This window comes from Oceanobacillus saliphilus (assembly GCF_023522835.1).
GTDB classification, from domain to species: domain Bacteria; phylum Bacillota; class Bacilli; order Bacillales; family Amphibacillaceae; genus Oceanobacillus; species Oceanobacillus saliphilus.
In genome coordinates this window covers 1-24161 of sequence record NZ_JALCZU010000016.1, presented here as the reverse complement: position 1 = coordinate 24161, position 24161 = coordinate 1, and the positions used below count along the sequence as shown (strand labels likewise).

Genomic DNA, 24161 nt, shown 5'->3' with positions numbered 1-24161 from the left:
ATTACGTTTTCATGTCCTCATTTTTGCTTAGTTGTATTCCACTCTTCCAAGAATATACGCAACAAGAAGTCCAGATCCAAATGTAACAACGCTTAGCAGCACGATAGATGTGGCAGCAGGGAAACCTGGATAAACTACAAATATAGAACCAATTACAAGTCCGATAATTACAGCAAATGTACTACTGTAATGATTCTTAAGGAAGAAGGCAATTATTTTACTCATTACAATAAAACCAATAGCTATCCCAAGTCCTGTTACTGCGATAATATCAAGTTGAAGATTGCTGATTGCAGATATGATCGTTGTATAAACACCAAGCAGCAGCAACATGAATGAACCACTGATACCTGGGATGATCATCGCACTGCTTGCAATAAACCCGGAAAAGAAAAGTAAAATATACGTAGATCCGGTAATAGTTTCTATTACATTTCCATCATTCGGATTAAAGAAGGCCATGGATGCAACGGCAACAACCCCAATTAGCATTAAGATATAATGTTTTGTCCTGAAATTGTTTTTTGCCTCTGCTTTATGGAATAAATAAGGCAGTACACCAAGGATTAACCCAAGGAAAAAAAACTGTGTCGGTGCAGGGTAATGTTTGAATAGCCATTCAATCACATTCGCAAGTAAAAAAATGGCGGTAAGCATACCAATACCCAATGGAATAAGGAAGCCTACATGCTTTTTCCAATCCTTGCTGAACAATCCATTTATCGAAACAATAAGCCGATCATATATTCCAAGTAAAACAGCTATCGTGCCTCCACTGACACCAGGTATAACATCACTTGTCCCCATCATTAAACCACGATATAAATTCTTCCATTCCATTTATAGTTTTCTCCTCTATGTATCTAAAATTAACTACAATGCTTATCATATCAAAAAAAGCTTCTATTTTATAGATAATGCGCGCAAAATCGATTTAGAACAAACAAGTTACCAAAAGCATTGTGAACCTATCCCTCTACAAACTCCAATTCCGGTAGCCATTGTGACATATGGGATTTAATCTCTTCATAATGCGCTTCGGCTTCATTTAAGACATTATTTGTAAGCTTATACATTGGTATGACTTTATAATCCGTCCAGTCAGATTGGAATGTTACAAATGTCGGCATAAACTTTGGAGAATGAATTTCGATGATTTCATCTGTTCCCGATACTGTTTTCTTGATTGAAAATGTGAGAATTCCGCCAATTCGCTGATACAAATCCTGCTGGTTTGAAAGGAAGTTACCTAATGAATAAATTACGAATGTATTATTCCCACCCTTGCCCGTCACCCATTCCATTGGCTGCAATACATGTGGATGGTGGCCTAATACGGCATGTACACCCTGATCTGCTGCAAACTGAACCAATTCTTTCTGTGCATCATTCGGCAAGCGTTCGTACTCATTTCCAAAGTGAAGGCTTAAAACAATCATATCCGCCTGTTCCTTGGCATGGGCAATTTCTCCAGCAATAATCTTTTTATCAATTAAGTTTACTAAATAATCCTTGCCTTCAGGTACTGGAATCCCGTTTGTTCCATAGGTATAGGACAGGAATGCAACCGATATCCCCTCATCCGTTTCAAAGATACGGAGAATATCCCTATCCAACTCATCTTTATATGCCCCAGTATACATCATATCGATTGTCTCCCAATGTTCAATGGCACTTTGGATTGCCGCTTCTCCCCGGTCGAGCGTATGGTTATTTGCAAGTGTTACTACATCTACCCCTACCTCTTTCAACGCATCCCCCACTTCATAAGGACTATTGAAAGATGGATAGGAAGATAATCCTAAAGCAGCTCCACCAATCATCGTCTCCTGATTTGCTACTGTAACCGTTGCATTAGTCAAATAATCCTTCATGTCTCCAAGCATAGGTGTAAAGTCGTAGCCATTTTCCACTTTCGCATCCTTATATACAGGACGATGAATCAGTATATCCCCAATTGCAGATAATGTAATTTCCTGTTCCATTATTCTATGATCTTTCATTTGAATGCTTACCTGTTTAGATGAGACACTTGCCATGCTCGCGTTCAGTACGCCGTTTCCACTTCCACAAGCAGCAAAGAATGCAAAACTAAAAAGTAAAAAGAATAAACAGACTCTTTTCCCCAATAACATTCCTATTTCTCCTTCATCTCTTTTTATTACATCATATCATTAACAAAGTAGGTATCGACAAAAACTTCAAATTTTTTACAAATCTATTTAATGATTGCCGTTTTTCATGGCTATTCTTATTAATACGTTATACATGTGCTTCTGAATGGAGTTTGTTATAATAAATTGTAACAAAACCAGTGGGGGATAAATGTGTATATAAGGCACATCCTATTTTTATATGAAAGCATACAACAATCTCTATACCTATCGTAATGGGGGAATTATGTGAAACGTTATTTAACAGCGATATTAATTGCGTCAAGCGGGGTTATCATATTCATCGGGACTAGTCTGAATCTGTATTGGAGCGGCATTGTTGCCTGGGGACTTGCAATCGTATTACTGTTGCTTGCTGCTTACTACACAAAATATATCCCTAATGAAAAGAAGGGCAAAGAGTAAAACGGAGAAACTGCATGATACAGCTTTTCCGTTTTTTGTTGATGAATTGTCTTTATCTTGGTTGAAATGGGCATTTACCTGTGATTGGTTCGATATCATCACCGATAAAGAATTGCTTCCATTCGCGATGATCTTTATCTCCATAATGACTGATATTCGGGTGTTTCGGCAGACCATCCCACATTTCTACTCTTTCTCTCACTTTTTCTCTGGACATTACGCCACTTTTCTCTGTTCCTTTAAGACCTTCAAAAATCCTCCTCGGTTGAAAACCTATTACCAAGCTGTTTCCCAAGTCTCTTGTTTTTCTCTGTTTATATGCTGGAGCATTTCCAAAAGCAAAATACGGCTCTTTCGCAAAGCAGAAATTCCATAAATAATGATCAGGGTCTTTCGGATAATCTGCGGGCCACTCATCGTGATCAAAATCATGAAGATATTGTAGGACATTCCAGAAATATTGTCGGTAATATTCCAACGATTTTTCTTCCTTTTCCGGCTCGACAAACAAAAAGAATCCATGACGAATCAGTTTTTCCTGGTTATCAAACAATCGATTGAATTCTTCTAGCATCCTTGGAAGTCGGCTCCAGTCATGATGTGAAATATAGCCATACCTTAACTCCCCTCTTTTTTGTCCAGACATTCCAAAATAGCATGGAAAGGTTTTATTGGTTACGACACTCACAAAATTTGTATATTCTTTCTTTACCCAATCCGGAAACGAGTCAGCGTTATTTTTCATATCTTCTTTTGTAAGTAAGTAAGCAGCTGTTTTGTCCATTAATATACCCTCCTGGAATGCTTTTGTTTATATCATACGTTACCATAGAAAATACCCGCAGTAGATTTTTTCAAACTATTGCATGATAATGTTTATATACTATAGATTAGGGAAAACTCATTTAGATTATGTATTGGAGGATTAAAAAATGAATAATGCCACACCTAGGGAAACTACTCCAGGAGTTAAGTGCAGAAATGAATATGACCCACTGAAACAAGTCATTGTAGTTCCCCCGAATCATATGAAAATAAAAGAAGTAATCAATGTGACCCAAAGACATTATTTAAATGAAAATATCAATATAGAAAAAGCAATGGAACAGCATAGGAATTTTATCCATACGCTTCAATCGCAAGGGGCACATGTCATCGCATTGGAAGCTAAGAAACAACTAAACGAACAGGTGTTTACGAGAGATATCGGATTTACAATCGGCAACCGTTTTTTTGTATCATCGATGAAAAAGGATATACGAAAGCATGAAGAAAGTGTATTAATCGATTGGTTAACACAAAATAATATTCCCTATTACCGGTTTGATACACCTTCTATTGAAGGTGGAGATGTCTTGGTCGATAACTCGAAAGTATGGGTTGGTCAAAGCGACCGTACCACTCCTCATGCAATTGAAACACTAGATAAGCAGTTGCCCGATCACAAGGTAACTCCTATTTTCATGAGGAAGGATATCCTTCATCTTGATTGCATATTCAATGTGATAAGTGAAGACACTGCTTTGATATATTCCCCGGCAATGGTTGAGGATTCTTATAACATCGTGAAGGCTTCCTATAAGCTGATTGAAGTTACAGAAGATGAACAATTTCACTTGGGGCCAAATGTACTTCCAATTGGCAATAAAAAACTGATTAGTTTGCCGGAAAATAAACGGTTAAATGAGGAATTGACTCAAGCTGGTTTTGAAGTAATTGAAGTTCCTTTCTCAGAAATTATAAAGTCTGGTGGTTCGTACCGCTGCTGCACACTGCCATTGATTAGAAAACAGGAAACAGAGTAAGATCGTGCGCTGTTTATGTGTGAGATGTTTATCCTTTTCTAGCTGTAAAAAAAAGCATTCGCCGATTATTTTCATCGGAAATGCTTTTCTTTGAATTATTTTCCTTTATATACTCTTGCTTCATATGGCTTTAATGTAAACGAAACTGGATTTTTTGTTTCTGTAACATGATAATTGCCTATCAGAATTTCCTCTGCTTCAAATTCAACATTCTTCGGTAGATCGAAAGAAACATGATCCGCACTGAAATTTGTAATAACAAGTAATTTTTCATGTTCCAATGTACGTAAGTAGGAATATATCTTATCATGGTCAGGCAAAATCAGTTGATAATCACCATAAACAATTATGGTATGCTTTTTCCTTAACTGAATCAAATTTCGGTAGTAATGGTAAATTGAATTTGGATCGTCAACAGCTTTTTCGGCATTGATTTCCCTGTAGTTTGGATTTAAACGCATCCAAGGTTCTCCCGTTGTAAAGCCCCCAGCAGGCTGATCATTCCATTGAAATGGTGTTCTTGCATTATCTCTTCCTTTTACATAGATTGCTTCCATAACTTCATGATGATCTGCATTACCATCCACTACCTTTTCACGATACATATTACGTATTTCAATATCCTGATAATCTTCGATGGATTCGAACTGAACATTAGTCATTCCAATTTCTTCACCTTGGTAGATATATGGTGTACCTTGTAACATATGGAGAAAGGTTCCAAGCATTTTCGCTGATTCCACCCGGAAATCCTTATCATCTCCAAACCTGGATACAATTCGAGGCTGATCATGATTGTTCCAGTATAGGCTATTCCAGCCAGTACCATGTAAGCCAGTTTGCCATTTTGAAATATTTTCTTTGAGATCACTTAATTCTAATGGCTTCAGATCCCACTTCCCATTCTCTCCGGAATCCAAATTCATATGTTCAAATGTAAAGACCATCTGCAATTCCTGTCTTCTATGGTCTGTGTATCTTTTGGCTTCTTCCACATTGACACCTGGCATTTCACCAACGGTCATCACATCATATTTTGATAGTACTTCCCTGTTCATTTCCTGCAGAAATTCGTGAATTCGTGGACCATTTCTGTATAATTTACCACCAGATGCATATCTTTCTCCAGCTTTTTCCGGTCCGTCAGGTAAACCTGGTACCTTTGATATGAAATTAATGACATCCATACGGAAACCGTCAATTCCCTTGTCCAGCCACCATCTCATCATCTTATATATTTCTTCCCGAAGTTTCGGGTTTTCCCAGTTTAAGTCAGGTTGCTTTTTACTGAATAAATGTAAATAATATTCTCCAGTTTTCTCATCGAATTCCCAGGCAGAACCGCTAAAAGAGGACTTCCAATTATTTGGCTCTTTTCCGTTCTTGCCTTCTCTCCAAATATAATAATCGCGATAGGCATTATCCTTGGATTTCCTCGCTTCCCGGAACCATTCATGCTCATCAGAGGAATGGTTCACAACAAGGTCCATAATCAATTTCATTCCTCTAAGGTGGATTTCCTCGAGCAGTTCTTCCCAATCATCCATCGTTCCGAACTCGTCCATGATGGCATAATAATCGGCAATATCGTAGCCATTATCGTCATTGGGAGATTCATATACCGGTGACAGCCAAATGACATCAACACCTAAATGTTTTAAGTAATCAAGCTTTTCGGTAATCCCTTTAATATCCCCAATTCCATCTCCATTACTGTCATGGAAACTTCTTGGATAAATCTGGTATACAATACTTTCCTTCCACCAGTCCTTTTTCACTAAAAACCCCTCCAATAAGAAGAACACCGCTCACTAAAGCGGCGGTGTTTTAATTTTTAACCCTTCTAGCGAAGTCAACAAAACGGAATTTATCAGGTCTGTGCCTCGATTCGGTGAATTGAAATAAACTCGCATTATCTAAATATACTTGACTTCTAATTACCACGACATTCGAAAACCCTTCAAGATCCAATAACTTCCGATCTTCTTCCGTTGGTTCTTCCACAACTATCTCTTTTTGCGCAAAACTAATTACAAGTCCCAAGTTGTTCTCAAGATGATCATAAATGGATTGCTCGCAAATTTCTTTCGATAGTAATGGCACATACTTTTCATTGAAATAATCTTTATCGAATATTATTTTTTCACCGGAAATTTCCCTAATCCGTTCAACATCCCATATATTATCGGATGGGTCTGATCGGAGAAGTTTTGCGATATCATGATTAGTGTCCAAATAGCCAAGTGAATGGACGATTGTTCTTGTTTCGAGCTGCAATTTGTCTGCCAGTTCTGTATAGCTTTCAATCCCAGATACCGGAAACGAAAACTTATGGCTATCGATTACAACCGACCCTTTGCCGCGAATCTTTTGTATATAACCATTTTGCGACAAAAGGTTCAGTGCTTTTCTAATTGTTTCCCTTGACGTATTATAGTGAGATGTCAGGTCATTCTCTGAAGGTAGCAAGCTAGATACTGGCCACACGTTGGACTCTATTTGCTTTACTAAGTCTTCATATATATTCAAATATTTCTTTTGCATGTTTATACCTCATTCGTTTACATAATAGACAATGGATTCATAAGGTCTTAGGTGTAATTGCTCCAACGTTTCAGATGAATCCGGGTAATTAGACAGCAGGATTTCTGGATTTGTGATATTTTTTTCCAACTGTAAATCAACTGTCACTTCTTCCCCATAGAAATTATTGATAACAATTAACTTTTCCGCCTTCCAGTTTCTTGTGTATGCAAATATTTGAGGATCTTCTTCAAACAGTAATTGATAGTCCCCGTAGGTAATAATATCATACTTTTTGCGTAATTCAATCAACTGCTGATAATGGTAAAAAATTGATTCCGAATCATTTATCATGTTTTCCGCATTAATATCAGGATAGTTATCTGCAGCAGCAATCCATGGTGTGCCGGTTGTAAATCCAGCATGTTCCTTGTTTGACCATTGCATCGGTGTACGCGCATTATCACGTGATTTTTGCTGCAGGATACCGATGATTTCTTCATTTGTCTTTCCTTCACGCTGTAGTTCTTTATATGCATTCAACGATTCCACGTCACGATATTCCTCGATTGAACTGAAGTTTGGATTTGTCATTCCAATCTCTTCACCTTGATAAATATATGGTGTACCCTTCATCATATGAATCGTCGTTGCGAGCATTTTCGCTGATTCGGAATGATATTCTTGGTCATCGCCGAAACGGGATACTGCACGAGGTTGATCATGATTACACCAAAACAGTGCATTCCAGCCGTCCCCTTCATGCATGCCTACCTGCCAGTGAGAAAGGATCTTCTTCAATTCAACAAAGTCAAACGGGGCTTTTGTCCATTTCTCACCATTTGGATAATCGACTTTCAGATGATGGAACTGGAATGTCATCGCAAGTTCCTGACGTTCCGGTTTTGTATATAAAACACAATTTTCCAAGGTAGTGGAGGACATTTCACCGACTGTAAGCATGTCTTGTTTTGAAAAAACTTCTTGATTCATATCATGTAAATATTCATGGATACGCGGACCATCTGTGTAAAACTTGCGTCCGTCCCCACTGTCATCATTTGGGAAATCCTGATTTTTGGAAATTAGGTTGATGACATCCAGTCTAAAACCATCAATTCCTTTTTCGGCCCAGAAACGCATCATTTCAAAGAGTTTTTCACGCAGTTCTTCATTTTCCCAGTTCAAATCTGCCTGGGTCCGATCAAATAGATGAAGATAATATTGATCTGTTTTCTCATCGAATTGCCACGCTGAACCACCAAATTTCGATTGCCAGTTATTTGGCTCTTCCCCTCCAACAGCATCTTTCCAAATATAAAAATCACGGAAGTCATTATCTCTTGATGATGCCGCCTGTTTGAACCATTCATGCTCCGTGGAAGTGTGGTTAATAACGAGATCCATAATGAGTTTCATATTACGTTTGTGTGTTTCATCCAATAATTCCTGGAAATCTTCCATCGTCCCATAAGCCGGTTCGATGGAATAATAGTCGCTGATATCATAGCCATTATCTTTTTGTGGGGACTGGTATACCGGCGTCAACCATATAACGTCGACACCGAGTTTTTTAATATAATCCAATTTAGAAATGATTCCTTGGATATCGCCTGTTCCACTACCCGTTGTATCGTGAAAACTTTTTGGGTAAATTTGATATACTACTGATTTTTTCCACCATGCTTCACTCATGTTTTCACTCCTTGTTCAAATTTTTGTCTATTATTTTATTTTGCGTTTTGCAATAATAAACGTAATGATAAATGGTACTACGATAACGATTAACATTCCTAGGAAGAAGGATACCATGCCGCTATCGATGGATAAGAATGCCGGAATACCGCCAACTCCGATGGATGAAGCCTGTACGTTAGCTACAGTAATGAAGGCACCCGCAATGGCAGTACCGATCAGCGCTGCAAAGAATGGATATCTATATTGTAAGTTGACACCGAACATTGCCGGCTCAGTGACGCCCAACCAAGCGGAAATACCCGATGTGCCAGCTAAACCTTTTAGCTTTTCATCTTTGGCAGCCAGGAACATGGCAAATACTGCAGAACCTTGCGCGATATTAGATAATGCGACAATAGGCCATAAGAATGTAGTTCCAGTACTTCCAATTAGTTGTAAATCAACAGCAAGGAATGTGTGGTGCATACCTGTTATAACCAACGGCGCATAAAGGGAACCATAGATTAGTCCACCAAGGATTGGAGCTGCTTCGAAAATGGATACCAAACCATCTGTTATCCAGTTACCGATTGTAAATGTAACAGGTCCAATTAGAATAAATGCAAGGAATCCTGTGACTAATAATGCGATTGGTGCAACTACCAATAGCTGCAGGGAATCTATCACGCGTTTTTTCAGCCAAATTTCAATTTTTGCTAATACCCATGCGGCTACTAATACCGGTAATACTTGTCCTTGATAACCCATCATATTTACTTCAAGTCCAAATAAATTCCAAGTAGGTGCATTGCCTTCAACTGCAGCCAAAGCAAATTCACTAGCTGGCATTAATGCAGGGTGAACGAGTATCAAACCTAGAACAATTCCAAGTAACGGATTACCACCAAACCGCTTTACTGCCGACCAGCCGATTAATGCCGGGAGGAAGGTAAAGGCTGTACTGGCGATAACGTTAATCATGTCGGCTACGCCAGCCCATGATGGATACATTTCAATAATCGGTTCATCTGAAAATATTGGATTGACCAATATATTATTAAGTCCTAACAGTAAACCGGCTGTAACAATCGCCGGGAGAATCGGAATAAAAATATCTGCAAGCGTCTTAATCGCCCGCTGAAGCCAATTTTGTTTTTTGCCGCCTGCAGCTTTTACATCATCTTTGGAAGCTTCTTCAATACCTGTTTCGTGAACCATTGCTTGATAGACTTTATCAACAGTACCTTGTCCGATAACGACTTGATATTGACCATTTGCCGAGAAAGTTCCTTTGACAACGTTTACGTTTTCCAATGCATCTTTATCGACAATGTCTTCATCGACAAGTGCAAAACGAAGTCTCGTTACACAGTGGGTTGCGGCATCAATGTTTTCCAGACCACCAACCGCTGCAACAATCTGCTCAGCTTCCTCGCTGTATTCCAAGCCTTGACGTTTTCCTTTAGTGCCTTTATCTTTTTTTGTCTGATTTTGAGCTTTTTTCTCTTCCTTCAGCGCTAATCGTAACAAATTTGATTCGCCTGCGATGACCGTATCATCACTTGTTTTCTCAAGGGAACTTAGTATATCTCCGTTTGTAATAATGATAGGAGTAATATGGCTTGTAGCCTTCTCTTTGATTAGTTGTAAATCAAACGTTACTAAGCGATCACCAACTTTTACCTGATCTCCTTGTTTAACATGTACTTTAAAACCTTCCCCCTCCATATTCACCGTTTCGAGGCCAATATGAATCAATACTTCCACACCAGTATCGCTTTTAAGGCCAACTGCATGTTTGGTTGGGAAGGTCAATGTAACCTCTCCATCAATTGGGGAAACTACTTCCCCATCTGTAGGTTCTATTGCAATGCCGTCTCCCATCATTTTTCCTGAGAATGTTGGATCTGGAACATTTTCAAGTGGTGTGACTTTACCTGTGAGTGGTGCGTAGAGTAGTACTTCATTTTTTCCTGCATCTTGATTTGCCATCGGTAAACCTCCCCATTCATTTTTTAGTTCTCTATTCAATTCTTTAACTTGTATATACATGTTATATTATTTAGTATAACTTGTATATACAAGTTTTGCAAGTGCTTACATCAAAAATCTATGGATATTTTTATCTCGTGTCGCTGTTATACACTTTGGACCTTTCCCTTAACTACCTTATTACTAAACCTTCTCCAGTCCTTAGAAAACGTTGCAACTGTCTAAACCTTTTGAGCGAATGCCTTAGTTGCACTTATGCAAGTAAGAAAGTTTATCCTTTCTTACTTGCCATGAACAGAAGCCTTTTATCAGTTTGCTGACAAAAGGCTTCTAATATGACATTTTACTGTATTTCATTATTCGGTATAGGAATAAAAATAAGCTGGTCATCTTCATTAGATGGATTACCGCGTCCATCCGTGTTGTTCGTAATGATGTATACCCCATTCTCTGCAGCCATTACATCCCGTACTCTTCCGACATCAGAGACAATCCGTTCCTGCGTTTTGTTTATTGGGTCAAACTTGCGCAATGCTTCCCCGCGCAAAGAAGCAAAGTAAATATTTCCTTCATAAAACGCCATGCCAGAAGGTGCCCACGTCTCTTCACCCGAATGGATGAGTGGAGACTCCATTCCTTCAGCCGTTTCATCTCCTTCAATAATAGGCCATCCGTAATTACTCCCGGCAGTAATGTGATTCATTTCATCGAGTGCCTGACTCCCATGCTCTGTTGCGTACAATTTATCATCCGGTCCCCATGAAAGGCCCTGTGGATTACGATGTCCATAGGAATATACATAGGAACCTTCAAATGGATTATCCTCGGGAATCGACCCATCTAGATTCATACGTAGTATTTTACCAGCTAAGTTTTCCAAATCCTGAGCTAAATCTGGTTCTGAGGCATCTCCAATCGTGATGAATAATTTCTCATCCGGACTGATTTTAATTCTTCCACCATGATGATATGTACCACCAGGAATTTCATCAAGAAGAATACTCGTTTCCTCCCATTGATCATCCGTTTCCTCCATTGTAACTACTCGTTGGTAATTTTCATTATCCCGCTGAAAGGAATAGTATGCATATGCTCTATTAGACGCTTTGAAATCATCAGGAAAGGCAATTCCAAGGAGTCCTGATTCAGGTTGTTCTGCTAGACTTTCATCAAATTGAACAGGCTTTCTCGTTTTATTCTCTCCTTCAATAGTAACGATAAATCCAGTTCGCTCACTAATATAGAAAATATCATCAACTTTTGCAATCTCCCACGGTTCTTCCAGGTTTTGAGCAATTACCTTTCTTTCCTCACTAGGCACAGGCTGTTTAATCTCTTCAGCATCTTGATTCACTTCATTCTTATCTCCTGTATATTCTGGATTAGAAGTTGGAGAGTCCGATGTTTGCTCATTCTCTTCACAGGCTACTGAAAAAATCAAAAAAATCCCGGTTATCACTATAAATATGCTATTTCGATTAGTAATCATAATTACCTCCCTACTAGACTATAGTTTGTTTACCCGATAGAAGGTATGTTCAAAATTAAAAATGAGAACTTTATTGATAAACAAAAAAAACAGCAAAGGCACATTTCATATGCCCCTTTGCTGTTTATTGTTTTGTTATGCAAATTATACTTTCTTTTTCGCTGCTCTTTCACGTTCATTTTTGTTCAAGATGTTTTTACGTAAACGAATGGATTCCGGCGTTACTTCACAGTATTCATCATCACTCAAATACTCAAGTGCCTCTTCCAATGACATATCACGCGTTTTACGGATTGTCGATGTCTGGTCTTTGTTAGCTGAACGAACATTCGTTAAATGTTTTTCTTTTGTAATATTAACGGTTAGGTCATTATCACGATTGTGCTCACCAACAATCATTCCTTCATAAACCTCTGTACCTGGTGTTACGAAGATTGTACCACGATCTTCAAGCCCCATAATTCCGTATGTGGAAGCTTTTCCTTTTTCCTGGGCAACCAATACACCGGCACGGCGTCCACCAACTTGTCCTTTAATAAGAGGCTCATACGTATCGAAAGTATGGTTAAGAATACCATAGCCACGTGTTTGTGACATGAATTCTGTCGTATATCCAAGTAAGCCACGTGAAGGGACCTTAAATTCGATACGGACCTGACCATTGCCATGATTGACCATGTCAAGCATTTCCCCTTTACGCTCTCCAAGGGATTCCATAACTGCACCAGTATATTCTTCCGGAACGTCAACTTGCACTCGCTCAATCGGCTCACATCTCACACCATCAACTTCTTTAATGATTACTTGTGGTTTTGAAAGTTGCAATTCATATCCTTCACGGCGCATATTTTCAATCAGGATGGATAAATGAAGTTCTCCACGTCCCGATACTGTCCAAGCATCCGGTGAATCAGTTGGATCTACGCGTAAACTTACGTCGGTTTCCAATTGTTTCAGCAAACGCTCTTCGATTTTACGGGAAGTGATATATTTTCCTTCACGCCCTGCAAAAGGACTGTTGTTTACAAGGAAAGTCATTTGCAGTGTTGGTTCATCGATTCTTAACCATGGTAATGCTTCCGGATGATCAACCGGGCAGATGGTATCACCCACATTAATATCTTCCATACCAGAAATAGCTACAATATCACCGGTTCCTGCTTCTTCAATTTCAATTCGTTTCAAACCAATGAAACCGAATAATTTTGAAACACGGAATTGTTTTTGTGTACCGTCTTCCTTTAAAAGAACTACTTGTTGTCCAACCTTAATGGAACCTCTGACAACACGTCCTACACCAATACGGCCAACATAGTCGTTATAGTCAAGCAATGTCACCTGAAACTGGAGTGGCTCTGCACTTGTGTCTACAGGTGCAGGGATATGCTCCATAATGGTTGAGAATACCGGATCCATTGTTTCCTGCTGATCTTGCGGCTCAAGACCTGATGTTCCATTTAATGCAGATGCATAAACAACAGGGAATTCCAGCTGTTCATCATCTGCACCAAGCTCGATGAACAGATCAAGTACTTCATCAATAACTTCGGATGGTCTTGCATTTGGACGATCAATTTTATTCACTACAACAATTGGTGTTATTTTTTGTTCCAAGGCCTTTTTCAAAACAAAACGGGTTTGGGGCATTGTCCCCTCATAGGCATCCACAACTAGTGCAACACCATCAACCATTTTCATGATACGTTCCACTTCACCACCGAAATCGGCGTGTCCTGGTGTATCCAGAATATTGATTGTAGTATCTTGATATTTAACAGCAGTGTTCTTAGCCAGTATTGTAATTCCACGTTCACGTTCAATGTCGCCTGAGTCCATTGCACGCTCATCAACTTGTTCATTCTCACGGAAAGTTCCGGAATATCTTAAAAGCTGATCCACAAGTGTTGTTTTACCATGGTCAACGTGAGCTATTATTGCGATATTACGAATATCTTCTCTTAATTGCATAAAAAATACGCTCCTCTATTATTTACAGGATGATTAACTTGCCAATTATACCATAATTATTTCCCTTTGAAAGAAATTTACTAAAATTTATTATAGAATTATAAAAAAACTCGACATGGACGTTTCCCGTTACTGTTCTTTAATCCGTCCTAAATAGGATAATAAATTTCGCTCCGCCAAGTTCCGACTTTCCAACAGAAATGGTGCCATTTGATTGCTCAATAATTGCCCTAGCAATGGCAAGTCCCAACCCCGTTTCTCCATCCTTCCCCTTTACAAAGCGATGGAATATGCGTGTAGCTTCTTCAGGATCTATCCCATCCCCATCATCTTCCACAAGCATTTCTACCATATTCTTTTTCCTGCCTACTTCAATTTTCACAATCGAGTTCGCATGTCTAATCCCATTGAAGACGACGTTCAGAACCGCTCTTAATAACTTTTCCTCATCAGCAACTATTTTTATATTATCTTTCACACTATGCTGCAAGTTAATTCCTTTTTCATTAATTAAAGGAATCGCACGGTCCACTACTTGACCTATGAGCTTATTTACGTCTATCTCAACGGGTTCAGAAATCGCAGGTTCGCTGTCCAACTTAGCCAGTAAAATCATTTCATTGATAATGCCTTTTAACCGTTTCACTTCTGTCACCATTACTTCAAGACCTTTTTCATTTTCCTTTTCATCAAAAATTCCATCCTTAATACCTTCTGCATATCCTTGGATTGTCATCAATGGTGTCTTCAGTTCGTGACTGGCATTTTGGAAAAAAGTCTGCTGTGTATTCATATAACGCTGCAGTTCCTGGGCCATGTCGTAAACCCCCTGTTCCACCTCTTTAATTTCTCCAGTAGCTTTAACACGTTGCATTTCATTAAACTTTCTTTTTTCCACTTTCTTTAATTGACTTTTTAATTGTGTAAGCGGGGTAACGAGCTTTTTCGTCATAAAGTGACTAAGCAGTACTGCAGCTGCCGCTCCAATTAGAAAAACGAGAAACAATCTTATGAAGAAGTTCTGCTGTACAACTTCCAGGTCTCCCATGGGCGTCAGCAGAATTAATTCCAGTCCGGATATTTCTGGGAAAAACAGAATTCTGGATGTGACAAACCTATCATTCCCTAAATGCCATAGGGTTTCATTTGTAGCGGAAAAGTCATTCTGTCGAAAGAATTCATCTACAACCGACATCGACATCGTGGAGAATAGAACCGCATCCTGGTTTCTGTCATACATAAATAGTTGTAAATCCTGTTCCTGTAAGAACTCATTGAACTGTCTTAAATCACTCGGTGTTCCGTACTGTTCGTTCAAAAAGCTGACAATAAGTTCACCGGTTTCCCTTAGTTGCCGTTGTTCATCCTTAATTAGCAAGTCCAGTATGAGAGAATAGATAACAAAACTGGCAGCAGTCAAAATGATAAGCAGTAATGTTGTAAATGCTGCGTTCAGCTGTGACTGAAGTTTCATATTTAATCCTCATCTTTTCGCAGACGATATCCGAATCCCCATACGGTTTCGAGTGGGATATTGCCCATTTTTTTTCGTATCCTTTTGATTAAATCATCTACTGCACGATCACTTCCAAAATAATCATTTCCCCAAATTTTCATTAATAATTCTTCTCTCGAAAAAGCCCGGTTTGGATTTTCAGCTAAAAGAAGCAACATATCGTATTCCTTTGTCGTCGCCTCATACTCCTTACCCTCAAAAAAGATGCGCCGGTCATTTTTATAAATCAAAAGATGATCGACCTTTAATCTGTCATCACCGACTTCACTCGTCTGTTTAACTGGAAGCGTCCTTTTGAACAATCGTTTCACACGTGCAGTTAACTCTCTAGGACTGAAGGGTTTCGTAAGATAATCATCCCCGCCAAGTTCAAGTCCGAGAATTTTATCAATTTCATCGTCTTTAGCGGAAATGATAATAATCGGCACATCGCTTTCATTGCGTAGTTTTCTGCAGAATTCGTAGCCATCCATGCCAGGAAGCATGATGTCGAGAATCCACATATCCGGCGGGTTGTTCTCCCACAGTTCCCACCCTTTTTCAGCAGAGTCCATAATGGTTACTTCATAGCCTTCTTTTCTTAAATAAGCAGATACTATATTTTGGATATTTCCATCATCTTCAACCAAACCGATATGATAATTCATATTACCGTCACCTTTTTCACGTATTTATATCTATATCTTGTGTTATATCCTTTAACTCTGTATATATCCATTTTTACATATCTTATCAAAACTTTACACCAATACGTATAATGACACATTTACACATTTTTTCCACATTTATCCCAAACGTATTCCTATGCACCTTATTATAATTGACTTATACATTAAAAATAGAGGTGATTGATGATGGATAATCATGATCAAGAAAACAGATTACATGAAGATTCTGAGCATTTAAGTGATACAGATCCTGTAGATCATGAGGCACTTGAGGAAAATGCGCACACACAGGAAACCGAAAAGTCGGAACAAAGAAGGAACATAAAAAACAGGAAGAACTGGACAGCTGCCGTATTCGGAGGAATGATTGGAGGGGTTATTGCAAGCATCATTGTTGCATTGCTGTTTAGCTATAATGTTATTCCGTTGAATGAAACTTCCCAAAACAGTGATGATACAGGTAGTGATACTACTGCTACTGAGGTTGTTACGACACTCGCAGCAGAAGAAGCTGATGTTTCCACAAATATCAGCGAGGTTGCTGAAACTGTAGTCGGGGTCGTAAACCTTCAACAACAGAGCGTCTGGACAGGCAGCCAGGAAGCTGGCACTGGATCAGGGATTATTTATAAGAAGGAAGATGGAAATGCATACGTCGTTACGAATCAACATGTTGTTGACGGAGCCCAGGAAGTGGAAATCGTTCTGAATGATGAGGAACGCATTCCTGCAACAGTTCTGGGAGGGGATGCATTGACAGATTTAGCAGTTTTGCAAATTGATGGTGAAAAAGTAGATCGCGTAGCAAATCTTGGTTCATCCGACGAATTGCAGGTTGGTGAAACCGTCCTTGCCATCGGGAATCCATTGGGTTTGGATTTTGCCAATACCGTCACAAAAGGAATTATCAGTGGGTTGAACCGCTCCGTTAATGTGGATACCAACAGTGATGGTCAAGCTGACTGGGTTACAGAGGTTCTCCAGACGGATGCTGCCATTAATCCAGGTAATAGTGGTGGTGCGCTCGTAAACGCAGACGGGGAAGTGATTGGGATTAATTCCATGAAGATAGCCCAAAGTTCAGTAGAAGGTATCGGTTTTGCGATTCCAATTGATGCAGCACTTCCTTTAATGGAACAACTCGAAACAGAAGGGGAAGTGGCACGTCCATTGATAGGTATCAGTACTGCTTCCCTGAATCAGGTACCTCCCCAGTTCCGTTATGAAATCCAGCTTCCAAATGATATAGAAGGTGGAATGGTCATCGCCAATGTCCAGCAAGGTTCACCTGCAGATGATGCAGGATTACAGCAATTTGATGTAATTACTAAAATCAATGGCCAGGAAGTAACTACTATACTCGAGCTTAGAAAATATCTATATTCCGAAACCAAAATTGGCGATAATATCGAAGTAGAGTACATTCGTGATGGTGAACGTCACACAACTACATTGGTTCTGGAGAAATTAAACCGGTAGTCACACACCATCATCACTATTTAGAAGGAGGGGAATTCCCCCTTCTTTTTTTGGTAACTAAGGCATTCGCCCAAAAGTTTGACGCTTGCCAAGTTTTCTCAGTTTATAGAATATACTGTTAAAGCTTTATTTGGTAACTAGTTTATGTTGAATATATTGGGGAGAGATTAGAATAGGCACGGCAAGCAGACATAAAGACTCCTTTTCTTGAAGGAGTCTTTCATTTATTCCAGATCTTCTTCGTATTTTTTGTGATTTGGAGTTACTCCACTGAACTTCCCGTGAATATCTGCAGCCAGGAAATTTTCCACATCCTCGACCGCTCCGACGCGATCATCACTATTTGCAAACATATCATTATAATGATCCTTGTCACCATAAAGATCTGATTGCGTTTCGGAGGTTCCATATCTGCTGACTTCCTGCCATGTGTCCTCAGCGTCATAGCCAACCTGCTCTTCATCTGTGACTTCATTCGGATTGATGTTTGGGCTAAATACTTCCTCCTCCATTGTTCGAGGATTATCAAACGTATTATTTTTAGCATGTTCCAGACACTTATCTGTGGCAGGGATTGCAACTAATCGTTCAAACGGTATATCAGCTCCACATGTACTGCATATTCCATACGTCCCTTCCTCAATCGCATGCAATGCTTCATTTATTTCTTCCAATTCTTTCTCGGCATGTTCATTTAGAGCGAGATCCTTTTCTCTTTCAAAAAGCTCCGTACCTGTGTCACCGGGATGATTATCGTAATTAGATAATTCACTCACAGTTTCTTTAGCAAATTCATATTTCATGCCAAAATGATCCTTCATATGCACAATTAGTTCCGCTTGCCTCTCCATTAAAACAGCTTTACATTCTGTAAGTTGCTCTTCTGTAATCACTGGATATCCTCCTCCATTATTACCGATAGTTATGTGCTATCTATACTATGTGTAAAAGCTTTGTAATGATTCCCGATTACCGCTCCCAAATCATGTCAATATATGAAATGTCATCCTCGATATGTTCATACATCTGAGCTCTTCCTGAAACCTAAACATGAACAAAACCTTCTAAATAAATCTGTGCCTAAGCTTTATTTTATTCTCTTACGAATCGCTCTTATAATCGTTTCATTTTATACACCCGTTGCGTTTAAGTTATCCGTTAAATCTTGGTATTATTTCTTTCGACTAAATTTTACGTTATAAAAGCAGGATTTTAATGTGTTTTTGTAGAATTAGAATATATATTAACGATAAAAGGAGAATTAAATTTATGCTTTCGACAGATGCCACTATTGGATTTATCGGTACAGGCGTGATGGGCAAGAGTATGGCTAGGAACTTGATGAATGCAGGGTATCCGGTGAATGTCTATACACGTACAAAGGAAAAATCACAGGAATTATTAGATAATGGAGCTAAATGGATGGAATCCGTTGCAGAGCTTGCATCCAACTCAACTGTAATTATCACGATGGTAGGTTATCCTTCTGATGTTGAAGAAGTTTATTATGGGGAAGACGGAATTTTGGAGCATGCAAAAGCCGGATCGTACACTGTCGATATGACAACTTCCAAGCCATCATTAGCAAAAGAAATTTATAAAAAAGCGAAAGAGAAAGAGATAAATGCCTTGGATGCTCCTGTTTCCGGAGGTGATATTGGTGCCAAAACCGGGAAGCTAGCCATTATGGTCGGCGGCAACGAGGAAGCGTTCGCAAACCTCCTTCCTCTGTTTGAAGTAATCGGGGAGAATATTATCCTCCAAGGAGAAGCCGGCGCTGGTCAGCATACAAAAATGGCTAATCAAATTACCATTGCCTCCAACATGATAGGTGTTTGTGAGTCTATCGTTTACGCGAAAAAGGCTGGCCTTAACCCTGAAAGCGTTCTGAAGAGCATTACGACTGGCGCTGCTGCAAGCTTCTCGCTTTCAAAGCTTGGGCCCCGCATGCTCCAGCGCGACTTTGCCCCTGGTTTCTATGTGAAACATTTTATTAAGGATATGACAATTGCAATTGAATCGGCTGAAGAATTAGGCTTGTCCACCCCAGGTCTATCCCTTTCTCTAAAATTATACAAAGAGCTGGCTGAAAAAGGGGAGCAGGATAGTGGTACACAGGCACTGATCAAGCTTTTTGAACAAGGATGACAGCACTTAAGCGGGAAGTTATTTTTCCCGCTTTTCTATGTATTTCTGGACAATAAAAGCTAAATCGTCATTACCAAATAGTTGCAGCACATTCAATACCGTCTGATTAGGAATTTCTTCTGACTCATTAGCAGGTACCGTCGTTTCAAGCACCTCTGCCATGGTTTCATTCTTCACCTGATTCGGATATGCCTCTTCATAAAGCTTAATTGGTTCTAACCCATTATTGATGCACCACTGGGAGTATATTAAAATCATCATTCTTTCATCATTTTGGTAGTTTTCAATAACTTGTTTTTCCATTTCTTTTTTATCGATTTCATTCACCCTCCTTCTGTAACATCGACACCCACATGAATGTTAGCGCCTGTTTTAATTTTATAGGGAGATTTTCATAATGTTGATCTTGAACGCCATCTTTATAGACTCCAAAACCATCTGCATATTTCAAGTTTAAATCTGCAGCCATTTTGTTGAACTCCCAGGGCATCATTGTATTGCAGATCGCCTTTTCGCCTAAAAGACGAGGATAACTATTTTCCCGAGGACCAGCCGTTGGTCCTAGTATTCCTACACAAAGCATGCCATTATTTTTTACAACACGATTTAATTCACCCAACGCCCGTAATGGATCTTCTACCCATTCAAGCACATTAATTGCCAGGATTGCATCAAAATAATTGTCCTCAAAAGGAATATCATTAACATCCCCGTGCATGAAGGTAATATTTTCTTCCTTCACTCCGGATTTTGCTAATTGAATCATTTCTTTGGATAAATCGATTCCGGTAACATCAAAACCGTATCCATATAATTTATAGGAGCCGTAACCATCGCCACATCCGATATCGAGAACTTTACTTCCCTTTTTCAAATGGTTGGACACCAAAGGCACAATATCTTTTCTGCTTCCGTTATCCCACATGTTCCTGCTTTTTTTATTCCAAAAGGACGCCCTGTTATCCCATTGAGCTTCAGCTTCTGATTTCCAGTCAAATGAAGACATTCAATCCCCCATCTCCGTATAAGATGTGCAAAACTGCCGTTAAAAATGACACTTTGAATTTCGCACGAATGCTTGATTTTCCGCTCCTCATGTACCTTTTAATGTACACTCCGGTGCGGGGAGAGCTACGCCGCCTTGAACTTCCGACGCACAGGACGTGCTAGTGTCGGCGTCGCAACAGGACGTTGCGACGCCGACCGGTCCTTTTTATCCTCCTTTTTGAACACACATTACAGCCTTAATTGCACTTATGCAATTAGGAAAGTTTTATACTTTTTTAATTGCCAAAAAAAGACTTATCCCATAAAAGAGACAAGTCTTTATAATTATTATATATTACAGGCGAGTTACGTTAGCAGCCTGTGGTCCACGGTTACCTTCAACGATTTCAAATTCAACTTCTTGACCTTCTTCAAGCGTTTTGAAACCATCAGCTTGGATTGCTGAGAAATGAACGAATACGTCATCTCCATCTTCGCGCTCGATAAAACCGAAACCTTTTTCTGCGTTAAACCATTTTACTTTACCAGTCATTTAAATGACCTCCTTATACAATATCGTGCAAAGTAATTGAATCATAAATACTTTTACACCTCTTGAACAAGAATCGTAAAGTATTATTCAAACTTCAATTTCCTTTTGCTATTTTAACTTTAACTTTTTTCAAAATAAAATGCAAGCGTTTATATAATAATTTATGGTAAAAACTAATTCGCCACTATTGCGCTTACATTTTGCACAACTATCACTTTTGCATCATAATTAGGATGAATACAAACCCACGGTATATATACCATTTGAAGGGGATGCATGTAATGAGGACTCCTTTTCAGCCAGATAAAAAAAGATCCCTAAAATTACAGACTTTGATTTTATTACTCGTTTTTTTGATTGTACTTATATCCGTTATTGTTACCAATGTATTTCTTAGTAATTATATCGAAAACCGGACACAAGAACACCTTTCACAAAAAGTTCAGGATATTGCGAGAATGGTTGCGCATTCTGACGTTGTTATAGACGGTTTGCAAGGTGATCAGCCACCGGAAAGAATTCAGAATTATGCCAATGAAATGAGAGAACTGACTGATACAGGATTCATTGTAGTCCTGGATATGAATTTGATTAGACTATCCCATCCTTTGGCTGAAGAGGTTGGAAAATCCTTTTATAATCGTGAGGACGCACAGGATTCCTTAAATATGGAGGAATATTTTTCTATTGAACAGGGCCCGTTAGGTCTCGGTATGAGAGTATTTACACCAGTTACAAATGAAATAGATGAGCAGATTGGTGTCGTGGTTGTTGGTATCTCTCTCGATACTGTTCAGGAGCAAATTAGTCAAAGTCAGCGGATTATCAACAATGGAATTATTATACAATTAGTTATCGGATCAATCGGTGCTTTTTTCTTAAGCAAATATATTAAAAAAATATTGTTCGGTCTGGAGCCAAAAGAAATAGCTCAATTACTGGAAGAAAGAAGCATCATGCTTGAATCGGTTAAAGAAGGAATTATTGCTGTCAACAAAGATGCAGAAATATCGCTAGTGAATAAAGAGGCATTAAAGCTGATGAATGTCAGTGATTCAAAAGATATAACTGGAGAACCTATTGAAAATTATATGCCTATTTTCGCTCAAGTGGTACGGACAGGAAAACCCGAAGAAAACCACGAGCAGGATTTTTATGGAAATACTGTCTTAATTAATAGCGCCCCTATCTATATCGATCATGGAATTGTTGGTGGAATTGCAACATTCCGTGATAAAACCGAAATTAACCAGCTATCGGAACAACTGACAGGTGTTAAGAATTACTCGGAAGCATTAAGAGCACATTCCCATGAGTTTAAAAATAAACTGCATGTTATATTAGGTATGTTGCATATGAAAAAATACGAAGAATTGGAAAAATTCATTCCTAGCATGGTTGATAATTATCAGACAGAGATTGGCTATATCGTCCAACGAATAAAACATCCAGTATTTGCAGGCTTTCTTCTTGGAAAAATGAGTAAAGCAAGGGAGTTGGGCATCACTTTTTCTATTGATGGACAGACCAGTTTAACCAATGAAGTAAATGATTCCAATATACACGAACTTATAACAATTACGGGAAGTATAATTGAAAATGCTTTTGAAGCAGTCCAGTTATCAGACATAAAAGAAGTTTCCTTTTTAATCTATCCACAAGATGATACGATTAATATAGAAGTTAATGATACTGGACTAGGTATTCCAGATAACCTATTGAATAAGATTTTTGAAAAAGGTTTTTCCACTAAAGGGACAAACCGTGGCTATGGATTGTTTTTGTTAAAGCAAGCTGTCGAAAAATTCCATGGAGAATTAGAGATTGAATCAGGTAACAAACAAGGAACTGCTATGAAAGTATTATTGGAAATTCCACCTGAGGAGAATAAAGATGATTAATGTGCTGATTGTTGAGGATGACCCTATGGTTTCCCAAGTAAATAGGATGTATCTGAATGAAATCGACGGTTTTAATCTGCAAGGGGCTGCTTCATCTGTTAAAGAGGCTATGAAGTTCATTAAAGATATGGATGTAGACCTCATTCTTCTGGACATTTATATGCCTGAAGGAGATGGGTTTACGCTTCTCACTTATATAAGACAAAAGCAAATTGATATTGATGTCATTGTGATCTCAGCAGCGTCAGATACCAAGAGCATTCATCGCGCCCTGCAAAATGGGGCAACTGACTATATTATAAAGCCGTTTCAGTTTGATCGGTTTAAAAATGCACTAGTCACATTCAGAGAAAGAAAAAAAGTTGTCAGTCAACGAGAATCATTAAGTCAAGAACAACTTGATCAACTCCTTCTTGATTTAAGAGAAACTACTTCAGAATCTGTTTTACCTAAGGGATTAACAAAAAATACCCTTGAACAGATTATCAATTACATCGGTTCTTTGGACACAGACGGATTTTCAACAGAAGTACTCGCTGACGGGGTAGGTATTTCGAGAATATCTATCCGGAAATATCTTGCCTTTCTTGAAAAGATTGATGTACTCACTACCTATATATCGTATGGAAATATCGGAAGACCGCTTACGATGTATAAATATGTAGCCAAAAACGAGAGAAATGTGGAACCCTATTTAAAATAAAAATGGAAATCTCCTTCGAGGCTGATTTCCATTTTTTCTGTTTATATTTTTACCCTTCCAATAATAGATCATATGGATCTTCAAGCATTTCTTTAATACGTACAAGGAATTGGACTGCTTCCTTACCGTCAACGATACGGTGATCATAAGAAAGTGCCAAGTACATCATCGGG

22 protein-coding genes are annotated in these 24161 nt (G+C 38.8%); 6 read left to right on the top strand and 16 right to left on the bottom strand.

Annotation, left to right across the window (positions count from 1 at the left end; all coding sequences use genetic code 11):
* Positions 1-27: 27 nt before the first annotated feature.
* Both MN204_RS19195 and MN204_RS19190 read right to left on the bottom strand, forming a co-directional pair.
* Positions 28-840 carry a DUF368 domain-containing protein gene (locus MN204_RS19195; RefSeq protein ID WP_249872703.1) on the bottom strand — a complete coding sequence of 271 codons (813 nt, stop codon included), beginning with the start codon at positions 838-840 and terminating at the stop codon, positions 28-30.
* Between the two features lie 128 nt (positions 841-968).
* Positions 969-2135, bottom strand: coding sequence for a CapA family protein (locus MN204_RS19190; RefSeq protein WP_249872702.1), 1167 nt, complete (start codon positions 2133-2135; stop codon positions 969-971).
* A gap of 267 nt (positions 2136-2402) precedes the next feature.
* On the opposite strand from MN204_RS19190, the gene MN204_RS19185 reads away from it, so the two are divergent.
* The gene (locus tag MN204_RS19185) at positions 2403-2579 is read left to right on the top strand and encodes a hypothetical protein (RefSeq protein WP_249872701.1); all 177 of its coding nucleotides are present in this window, start codon (positions 2403-2405) and stop codon (positions 2577-2579) included.
* A gap of 52 nt (positions 2580-2631) precedes the next feature.
* Here MN204_RS19185 and MN204_RS19180 read toward each other — a convergent pair whose 3' ends face one another.
* Entirely contained in the window at positions 2632-3363 is a 732-nt protein-coding gene (locus tag MN204_RS19180; protein WP_249872700.1) for a YqcI/YcgG family protein, read from the bottom strand.
* 148 nt (positions 3364-3511) lie between these two features.
* On the opposite strand from MN204_RS19180, the gene MN204_RS19175 reads away from it, so the two are divergent.
* Positions 3512-4384 (top strand): dimethylarginine dimethylaminohydrolase family protein, encoded by an 873-nt coding sequence (locus MN204_RS19175; protein WP_249872699.1) that lies wholly within the window; start codon positions 3512-3514, stop codon positions 4382-4384.
* Positions 4385-4479: 95 nt separating this feature from the next.
* Here MN204_RS19175 and MN204_RS19170 read toward each other — a convergent pair whose 3' ends face one another.
* The 8 genes from MN204_RS19170 to MN204_RS19135 all read right to left on the bottom strand — a co-directional run bounded on the left by MN204_RS19170 (position 4480) and on the right by MN204_RS19135 (position 16196).
* A complete protein-coding gene (locus MN204_RS19170) occupies positions 4480-6162 on the bottom strand; it encodes a glycoside hydrolase family 13 protein (RefSeq protein WP_249872698.1) in 1683 nt (560 codons plus the stop codon).
* Positions 6163-6211: 49 nt separating this feature from the next.
* On the bottom strand, positions 6212-6928 hold the full coding sequence (gene treR, locus MN204_RS19165; protein WP_249872697.1) for a trehalose operon repressor: 717 nt from the start codon (positions 6926-6928) through the stop codon (positions 6212-6214).
* Positions 6929-6937: 9 nt separating this feature from the next.
* On the bottom strand, positions 6938-8602 hold the full coding sequence (treC, locus tag MN204_RS19160; protein ID WP_249872696.1) for an alpha,alpha-phosphotrehalase: 1665 nt from the start codon (positions 8600-8602) through the stop codon (positions 6938-6940).
* 30 nt (positions 8603-8632) lie between these two features.
* Complete coding sequence (gene treP, locus MN204_RS19155) at positions 8633-10576, bottom strand: PTS system trehalose-specific EIIBC component (RefSeq protein ID WP_249872695.1); 1944 nt, start codon at positions 10574-10576, stop codon at positions 8633-8635.
* 343 nt (positions 10577-10919) lie between these two features.
* Positions 10920-12065 carry a PQQ-dependent sugar dehydrogenase gene (locus tag MN204_RS19150; protein ID WP_249872694.1) on the bottom strand — a complete coding sequence of 382 codons (1146 nt, stop codon included), beginning with the start codon at positions 12063-12065 and terminating at the stop codon, positions 10920-10922.
* Positions 12066-12209: 144 nt separating this feature from the next.
* Positions 12210-14033, bottom strand: a complete 1824-nt coding sequence (typA, locus tag MN204_RS19145) for a translational GTPase TypA (RefSeq protein WP_249872693.1) — start codon at positions 14031-14033, stop codon at positions 12210-12212.
* Positions 14034-14172: 139 nt separating this feature from the next.
* Entirely contained in the window at positions 14173-15507 is a 1335-nt protein-coding gene (locus MN204_RS19140; RefSeq protein ID WP_249872692.1) for a sensor histidine kinase, read from the bottom strand.
* 2 nt (positions 15508-15509) lie between these two features.
* On the bottom strand, positions 15510-16196 hold the full coding sequence (locus MN204_RS19135) for a response regulator transcription factor (protein WP_249872691.1): 687 nt from the start codon (positions 16194-16196) through the stop codon (positions 15510-15512).
* Positions 16197-16400: 204 nt separating this feature from the next.
* On the opposite strand from MN204_RS19135, the gene MN204_RS19130 reads away from it, so the two are divergent.
* Complete coding sequence (locus MN204_RS19130) at positions 16401-17696, top strand: S1C family serine protease (protein WP_306798792.1); 1296 nt, start codon at positions 16401-16403, stop codon at positions 17694-17696.
* Positions 17697-17920: 224 nt separating this feature from the next.
* Here MN204_RS19130 and MN204_RS19125 read toward each other — a convergent pair whose 3' ends face one another.
* Entirely contained in the window at positions 17921-18589 is a 669-nt protein-coding gene (locus tag MN204_RS19125) for a TraR/DksA C4-type zinc finger protein (protein ID WP_249872690.1), read from the bottom strand.
* Between the two features lie 376 nt (positions 18590-18965).
* Here MN204_RS19125 and MN204_RS19120 point away from each other — a divergent pair, with 376 nt between their 5' ends.
* Positions 18966-19844, top strand: coding sequence for an NAD(P)-dependent oxidoreductase (locus MN204_RS19120; protein WP_249872689.1), 879 nt, complete (start codon positions 18966-18968; stop codon positions 19842-19844).
* An 18-nt stretch (positions 19845-19862) separates the two neighbouring features.
* On the opposite strand, the gene yxiS is transcribed toward MN204_RS19120, so the two are convergent.
* The 3 genes from yxiS to cspD form a co-directional block, all read right to left on the bottom strand.
* On the bottom strand, positions 19863-20162 hold the full coding sequence (yxiS, locus tag MN204_RS19115; RefSeq protein WP_249872732.1) for a protein YxiS: 300 nt from the start codon (positions 20160-20162) through the stop codon (positions 19863-19865).
* 1 nt (position 20163) lies between these two features.
* Entirely contained in the window at positions 20164-20850 is a 687-nt protein-coding gene (locus MN204_RS19110) for a class I SAM-dependent methyltransferase (protein WP_249872688.1), read from the bottom strand.
* Positions 20851-21186: 336 nt separating this feature from the next.
* Positions 21187-21384, bottom strand: a complete 198-nt coding sequence (gene cspD / locus MN204_RS19105; protein WP_010651786.1) for a cold-shock protein CspD — start codon at positions 21382-21384, stop codon at positions 21187-21189.
* Positions 21385-21665: 281 nt separating this feature from the next.
* Between cspD and dcuS the strand changes: the two genes are divergently transcribed.
* Positions 21666-23285, top strand: coding sequence for a DcuS/MalK family sensor histidine kinase (gene dcuS / locus MN204_RS19100; protein WP_249872687.1), 1620 nt, complete (start codon positions 21666-21668; stop codon positions 23283-23285).
* A complete protein-coding gene (locus MN204_RS19095) occupies positions 23278-23988 on the top strand; it encodes a response regulator (protein ID WP_249872686.1) in 711 nt (236 codons plus the stop codon). Before dcuS ends, MN204_RS19095 begins: the two co-directional genes overlap by 8 nt.
* 49 nt (positions 23989-24037) lie before the next feature.
* Here MN204_RS19095 and MN204_RS19090 read toward each other — a convergent pair.
* A partial coding sequence (locus MN204_RS19090) for a 2-oxo acid dehydrogenase subunit E2 (protein WP_249870257.1) occupies positions 24038-24161 on the bottom strand: 124 nt, incomplete at its 5' end.